1 rRNA gene is annotated in these 274 nt (G+C 53.6%); it reads left to right on the top strand.

From position 1 onward, the window contains the following. Window positions 1–274: ribosomal RNA gene (locus ZA05_RS00005) — 16S ribosomal RNA — on the top strand; the annotation flags it as partial.

The following is a 274-nucleotide window of genomic DNA, read 5'->3' as shown; positions in this document are numbered from 1 at the left end:
GTCGAACGGCAGCGGGGAAAAGCTTGCTTTTCCGCCGGCGAGTGGCGCACGGGTGCGTAACGCGTATGCAACCTACCTCTTACAGGGGGATAGCCCAGAGAAATTTGGATTAATACCCCGTAGTATATGGACATGGCATCATGACCATATTAAAGTTTTGGCGGTAAGAGATGGGCATGCGTTCTATTAGCTTGTAGGTGTGGTAACGGCACACCTAGGCGACGATAGATAGGGGCCCTGAGAGGGGGATCCCCCACACTGGTACTGAGACACG

The sequence above is a fragment of the Mangrovimonas sp. TPBH4 genome (assembly GCF_001280505.1).
Classification (GTDB): Bacteria; Bacteroidota; Bacteroidia; order Flavobacteriales; family Flavobacteriaceae; genus Mangrovimonas_A.
This window is presented reverse-complemented; position numbering and strand designations above follow the sequence as displayed.